This window comes from Rhizobacter sp. P1_G5 (assembly GCF_056405435.1).
In genome coordinates this window covers 1-7,197 of sequence record NZ_JBFUCB010000295.1, presented here as the reverse complement: position 1 = coordinate 7,197, position 7,197 = coordinate 1, and the positions used below count along the sequence as shown (strand labels likewise).

The following is a 7,197-nucleotide window of genomic DNA, read 5'->3' as shown; positions in this document are numbered from 1 at the left end:
GGCATGGCCGGGCGGGTGCGGCGCGGCGGCCGGCTGGGCCGCTGCCGCGAGCCGCAGCTCGACGGTGAACACCGAGCCGCGGCCGGGCACGCTGGTGGCCGTCACGCGGCCGGCCATCAGCGCCGCCAGCTTGCGCGTGAGCGACAGGCCGAGGCCGGTCCCGCCGTGCTGGCGGCGTGCGCTGTTGTCGCCTTGCTCGAAGGGCTTGAACACGCGCTCCAGCGTGGCGTCGTCCATGCCGGTGCCGGTGTCGTGCACCTGGATGCGCAGCAGCCACGGGCCGTCGGCCTGGGCCCGCACCTCGGTGACGAGCGCGACATGGCCTTGCGCGGTGAACCTGGCCGCATTGGCCAGCAGGTTCGAGACGATCTGGCGCACGCGCGCCGGATCGCCCTGGAACCGCGTCTGCTCGCCGAGGTAGTCGTACAGCATCGTCAGCTTGCGCTCGCGCAACTGCGGCATGAAGCCGCGGCAGGTCTCGGCCATCAGCTGCGCGAGGTCGAAGGTCTCCAGCCGCAGCGCGAGCTCGCCGGCCTCGGCGCGGGCGTAGTCGATCACGTCGCCGAGCAGGCGCAGCAGCGCCTGGCCGGACTGCTGCGCCAGGTCGAGGTAGCCGCGCTGCTCGTTGTGCGTGGCCAGCCGCTGCGCCAGCTCGGTCATGCCGAGCACCGCGTTCAGCGGCGTGCGCAGCTCGTGGCTCATGTGGGCCAGGAAGGCGGCCTTGGCCTGGCCGGAGGCCGGGTCGCTGTCGACTTCGCGCAGGCTGCCGGCCAGCCGGGTGGCCGGCCCGGCGCCGTCGGCCGTGGCGCGCATGCGCACCTGGAACCAGCGCAGGCTGCCGTCGGCGGTGCGCAGGCGCAGCCGGCCCTGGACGTTGCGGCCCGGGGCGCGGATCGCTGCGCCGACCAGCGCATCCCAGTGCGCCCGGTCGGGCGGGTCGACCTGCGCGCGCAGCGCGGACGGATCGTCGGCCAGCCCGGCGCCCAGCAGGTCGCGGCAGCGCGGCGAATGCCAGGCCTGCGACGGCTGGAGCGACGTGAGTTCGTGCTCCCACACGCCCTCGCCGACGACATCCATGAGCCGCGCGGCGCGGCTGCTGTCGGGGTGGACGGGAGGGAGGGGTGGAACGGCTGGTGTATTCATGACGCCACGCGCAGACGGCACGCGTGAGAGCGTGGCGCATGGTAGCCAATGGGCCTCGTCCGGGCAATGCGTCTCGCGTGAGACCGGTTGCCCATGGCTACTGACTGCTGCTGACCAATGGCCCGCCGATCTGCTCACCCGTCGCGGCTCCCTAGAATCTTCGGCTCCGCATTTCGAAAGCCCTCCCCATGTCCGGTGTCATCCGCATTCGCGGCGCCCGCCAGCACAACCTGAAGAACCTGGACCTCGACATCCGCACCGGCGAGATGACGGTGGTGACCGGGCCGTCGGGCTCGGGCAAGTCGAGCCTGGTGTTCGACACGCTGTACGCGGAGGGGCAGCGGCGCTACGTCGAGACCTTCAGCGCCTATGCGCGGCAGTTCCTCGACCGCATGGACCGGCCGGCGGTGGACCGGGTCGACGGCGTGCCGCCSGCGATCGCGATCGACCAGACCAACCCGGTGCGCACCTCGCGCTCSACGGTSGGCACSATGACCGAGCTSAACGAYCACCTGAAGCTCTTGTATGCGCGGGCGGCCGAGCTGTTCGACAAGCAGACGGCACAGCCGGTGCGGCATGACAGCCCGGAGACGATCTACGCGGAGCTGATGAGCCGGACGGCGCAGGGCGATCCGCGGCTGGTGGTGACCTTTCCGGTGGAATTGCCGGGCGGAACCACGCCCGAGGAGATCGAGCAATGGCTCGCGGCCAGCGGCTTCACCCGCGTGCAGGCGGAGCGCGAGGTGGCGACGCCGACCGGCCCGCGCAAGGTGCTCGACGTGGTGGCCGACCGCTTCCGGCTGCAGGGGACCGAGAAGGTGCGCGCGGTCGAGGCGATCGAGACGGCGCTGAAGCGCGGCAGCGGGCGGGTCAACGTGTATGTGGTGGCCGAAGAAGGCGAACCCACACTCTGGCGTTTCTCCACCGGCCTGCACTGCCCCGACAGCGACCTGCGCTACGGCGACCCGCAGCCGGCCTTGTTCTCGTTCAATTCGGCGATGGGCGCCTGCGAGACCTGTCGCGGCTTCGGCCGCGTGATCGGCGTCGACTGGGGGCTGGTGATCCCGGACCACCGCAAGACGCTGCGCTCCGGCGCGATCAAGACCATCCAGACGCCGGCCTGGAAAGACTCGCAGGACGACCTGCTGAAGTACGCCGCCGAGGCCGGCATCCCGCGCGACGCCGCGTGGTCGCAGCTCAGCGAGGCGCAGCGCGACTGGGTCATCAACGGCTCGCCGCACTGGAAGGGCAACTGGAACAAGCAGTGGTACGGCATCAAGCGCTTCTTCGAGTACCTCGAATCGAAGTCGTACAAGATGCACATCCGCGTGCTGCTGTCGAAGTACCGCAGCTACACGCCGTGCACCACCTGCGGCGGCGCCCGGCTGAAGACCGAGGCGCTGCTGTGGCGCCTGGGCAGCAAGCCCGATGCCGACGGCGTGCTGCCGCCCGGAAAGCGATTCCTGCCGCAGGGCACCCACTGGTCGCGCGACCAGCTCGAGGCGCTGCCCGGCCTGACGGTGCACGACCTGATGCTGATGCCGATCGAGCGCATCCGCCGCTTCTTCGACGGCATCACGCTGCCCAGCACGATGCTCGACGACGCGCTGAAGCTGCTGCTCGACGAGATCCGCACGCGGCTGAAATACCTGTGCGATGTCGGCCTCGGCTACCTGACGCTGGACCGCCAGAGCCGCACGCTGAGCGGCGGCGAGGTGCAGCGCATCAACCTCACCACGGCGCTCGGCACCTCGCTGGTCAACACGATGTTCGTGCTCGACGAGCCGAGCATCGGCCTGCACCCGCGCGACATGAACCGCATCGTCGAGGCGATGCACCGGCTGCGCGATGCCGGCAACACGCTGGTCGTCGTCGAGCACGACCCGGCGGTGATGCTGGCGGCCGACCGGCTGATCGACATGGGCCCCGGCCCCGGCGAGCGCGGCGGCAGCATCGTGTTCGACGGCACGCCGGAAGAGATCCGCCGCGCCGACACGCTGACCGGCGCCTACCTCGGCGGGCGCAAGCAGGTCGGCCTGGGCGGCCTGAAGCGGCTGGTGACCGACGCGACGCCGAAGCTGATCCTCGAAGGCGCGCGCGACCACAACCTGAAGAACGTGACGGTCGAGTTCCCGCTGCAGCACCTGGTGTGCGTGACCGGCGTGTCCGGCTCGGGCAAGAGCACGCTGATGCAGGACGTGCTGTTCCCGGCGCTCGCGCGGCACTTCGGCAAGGCCACCGAGACGCCCGGTGAGCACGACCGCCTGCTCGGCGCCGACTGGCTGACCGACGCGGTGTTCGTCGACCAGTCGCCGATCGGCAAGACCGCGCGCTCGAACCCGGCCAGCTATGTCGGCGCGTTCGACGAGATCCGCAAGCTGTTCGCGCAGACGCCGCTGGCCGGCCAGCGCGGCTACGGCGCCGGCATGTTCAGCTTCAACGCCGGCGACGGCCGCTGCCCGACCTGCGGCGGCTCGGGYTTCGAGCACGTCGAGATGCAGTTCCTGTCCGACGTGTACCTGCGCTGCCCGGATTGCGACGGCCGCCGCTACCGCGCCGAGATCCTCGACGTGAAGATCGAGCGTCGCCTGCCCGGCGAGGTGGCCAGGGAGCTCAGCGTGGCCGACGTGCTGGAGCTGACGGTCAGCGAGGCGGTGCAGATGTTCGCGCAGGACCGCGAGGTGCTGCGCGTGCTGCAACCGATCGTCGACGTGGGCCTGGAGTACGTGAAGCTGGGCCAGCCGGTGCCGACGCTGTCGGGCGGCGAGGCGCAGCGGCTGAAGCTGGCCGGCTTCCTCGCCGAGGCAGCGCAGACGAYGACCGCGAGCCGCCAGCCGGTCGCGAAGAAGGGCACGCTCTTCATGTTCGACGAGCCGACCACCGGCCTGCACTTCGACGACATCGCGAAGCTGATGCGCGCGTTCCGCAAGCTGCTCGACGCCGGGCATTCGCTCGTGGTGATCGAGCACAACCTCGACGTGATCCGCGCGGCCGACTGGCTGATCGACCTCGGCCCGGAAGGCGGCGAGGCCGGCGGCCTGGTGGTGTGCACCGGCACGCCGGATGACGTGAAGCTGCATCCCACGTCGCACACCGGCCGCGCGCTGGCTGAGTACGACGTGTCGATGCGCCTCGGCGCGCACCAGGTGGAGGAAGGCGTTCCGCTGCAGTACCTCGTCAAGAAGGCGCGCGACGTGCAGCGCGACGAATCAATCCGCATCGTGAACGCGCGCGAGCACAACCTGAAGTCGCTGGATGTCAGCATCCCGCGCGGCAAGTTCAGCGTGGTGACCGGCGTGTCGGGCTCGGGCAAGAGCACGCTGGCCTTCGACATCCTGTTCAACGAGGGCCAGCGCCGCTACCTCGAATCGCTGAACGCCTATGCGCGCAGCATCGTGCAGCCCGCAGGGCGGCCGGAGGTCGACGCGGTGTACGGCATTCCGCCCACTGTCGCGATCGAGCAGCGGCTGAGCCGCGGCGGCCGCAAGAGCACCGTCGCGACGACGACCGAGGTCTGGCACTTCCTGCGCCTGCTGTATGTGAAGCTGGGCATCCAGCACTGCGTGAACGACGGCGCGCCGGTGCGGCCGCAGAGCGTCGAGAGCATCGCCGCCCAGCTGCTGCGCGACCACCAGGGCGTGCATGTCGGGCTGCTGGCGCCGCTGGTCGTCAACCGCAAGGGCGTCTACACCGACCTCGCGAAGTGGGCGAAGGCGCGCGGCCACACGCACCTGCGGGTCGACGGCGACTTCCTGCCGGTCGATCCGTGGCCGCGGCTGGACCGCTTCAAGGAGCACACCGTGGAGCTGCCGGTCGGCGACCTGGTGATCGGCAAGGACAACGAAGCCGAGCTGCGCACGCTGCTGGCGCAGGCGCTGGACATCGGCAAGGGCGTGATGCACCTGCTGAGCCCGCTGAAGGGCCTGCGCGGCGCGATGCTGGCCGGCACGCCGACGCGCAAGCTCGGCGAGGTGAAGGTGTTCTCGACCAAGCGTGCCTGTCCGGTGTGCGCCACCAGCTAYCCCGAGCTGGACCCGCGCATGTTCAGCTACAACAGCAAGCACGGCTGGTGCACCACCTGCGTCGGCACCGGCCTGGCGCTGACGCGTGAGCAGCGCAAGGCGTACGACGACTCGGTGCAGGACGACGACAACAAGGGCCGCGAGCAGAGCTTCCCGTCCGAGGAGGCGGAGGTCGAAGGCGTGGTCGACGAGCCGTGCCCCGATTGCGGCGGCACGCGGCTGAACCCGGTGTCGCGCGGCGTCACCTTCGACACGCATTCGATCGCGTGGATCGCGCAGTGGTCGGTGGCCGATGCGCGCAAGTGGGTGCAGGCCTTGACGCTGACCGGCCGTGATGCGGAGATCGCGCGCGACGTGGTCAGCGAGATCGCGAGCCGGCTGGAGTTCCTCGAAGAAGTGGGCCTCGGCTACCTGACGCTGGATCGCGCGGCGCCGACGCTGTCGGGCGGCGAGGCACAGCGCATCCGGTTGGCGGCGCAGCTCGGCAGCAACCTGCAGGGCGTGTGCTACGTGCTCGACGAGCCGACCATCGGCCTGCACCCGCGCGACAACCAGATCCTGCTCGATGCGCTGCACAAGCTGGGCGACAAGGGCAACACGCTGGTGGTGGTGGAGCACGACGAGGACACGATCCGCCGCGCCGACCACATCATCGACATCGGCCCGGGCGCCGGCAAGCGCGGCGGCCGGTTGGTGGCCGAGGGCACGGCGGGCGACCTGTCGAAGAACCCCGATTCGGTGACCGGGCGCTTCCTCGCCCATCCGCTGGTGCACCCGCTGAAGGCACGGCGCGAGGTCGATGCCTTCCTCGCGTCGGTGGCGAGCAAGGTCGCGAAGGAGGGCGAGGCGAACCGGCTGCTGACCATCCACGGCGCCTCGCTGCACAACCTGCAGCAGGTGACGGTCGACGTGCCGCTGAAGCGGCTGGTGGCGGTCACCGGCGTCAGCGGTTCGGGCAAGTCGACGCTGGCGCGCGACGTGCTGCTGGCCAACCTGCAGTTCATCAACGTGCGCGGCGGCAAGCCGAACTGGCAGGGCTGCGAGAAGATCGACGGCTGGGGCTACATCGACCGCGTGCTCGAGGTCGACCAGACGCCGATCGGCAAGACGCCGCGCTCCTGCCCGGCGACCTACATCGGCTTCTGGGACACGATCCGCAAGCTGTTCGCCGACACGCTGGAGTCGAGGGCGCGCGGCTACATGCCGGCGCGCTTCAGCTTCAACACCGGCGACGGCCGCTGTCCGGCCTGCGAAGGGCAGGGCATGCGCACGATCGAGATGAGCTTCCTGCCGGACGTGAAGGTGCCGTGCGACGTGTGCCACGGCCAGCGCTTCAATGCCGAGACGCTGGCGGTGAGCTGGCGCGGCAAGAGCATCGGCGACGTGCTGCAGATGGAGATCGACGAGGCGGTGGAGTTCTTCGCGTCGATGCCGAACATCGCGCACCCGCTGCAGCTGATGAAGGACGTGGGGCTGGGCTACCTGACGCTGGGCCAGCCGTCACCGACGCTGAGCGGTGGCGAGGCGCAGCGCATCAAGCTGGTGACCGAGCTGACCAAGGTGCGCGACGACGTGGGCCGGCGCGGCAACAAGGCGCCGCACACGCTGTACGTGCTCGACGAGCCGAYGGTCGGGCTGCACATGGCCGACGTGGAGCGCCTGATCCGCGTGCTGCACCGGCTGGTCGACGGTGGGCACAGCGTCGTCGTCATCGAGCACGACCTGGACGTGATCGCCGAGGCCGACTGGGTCATCGACCTGGGGCCGGAAGGCGGTGTGCGCGGCGGCACGGTGGTGGCGAACGGGGTGCCTGAGCTGCTCGTCAAGACCAAGGCGAGCCATACCGGTGTTGCGTTGAAGCCGGTATTGGCGCGGACGTAGTTTTCGTGCGTTGCGTTGGCGCGGAAGGCGCGGGTGGGCAGTCTGTGGCTCGCCGGTCGGATCGGTCATCGCCCCTGGCGGGAGTTTGGGCGACGGACCATGAAACCAGTCAGCGGAGGGAAGTCATCGCCCCGCCAGGGGCGATGACCGC

Annotated in this window: 2 protein-coding genes; one reads left to right on the top strand and one right to left on the bottom strand. The window is 70.2% G+C overall.

Annotated elements, in window-relative coordinates; genetic code table 11:
* On the bottom strand, positions 1-1,077 hold a 1,077-nt coding region (locus AC1D12_RS19490), incomplete at its 3' end, for a sensor histidine kinase (RefSeq protein WP_477842342.1).
* Positions 1,078-1,331: 254 nt separating this feature from the next.
* Here AC1D12_RS19490 and uvrA point away from each other — a divergent pair.
* A complete protein-coding gene (uvrA, locus tag AC1D12_RS19485) occupies positions 1,332-7,046 on the top strand; it encodes an excinuclease ABC subunit UvrA (protein ID WP_477842340.1) in 5,715 nt (1,904 codons plus the stop codon).
* The last annotated feature ends 151 nt before the right edge of the window (positions 7,047-7,197 follow it).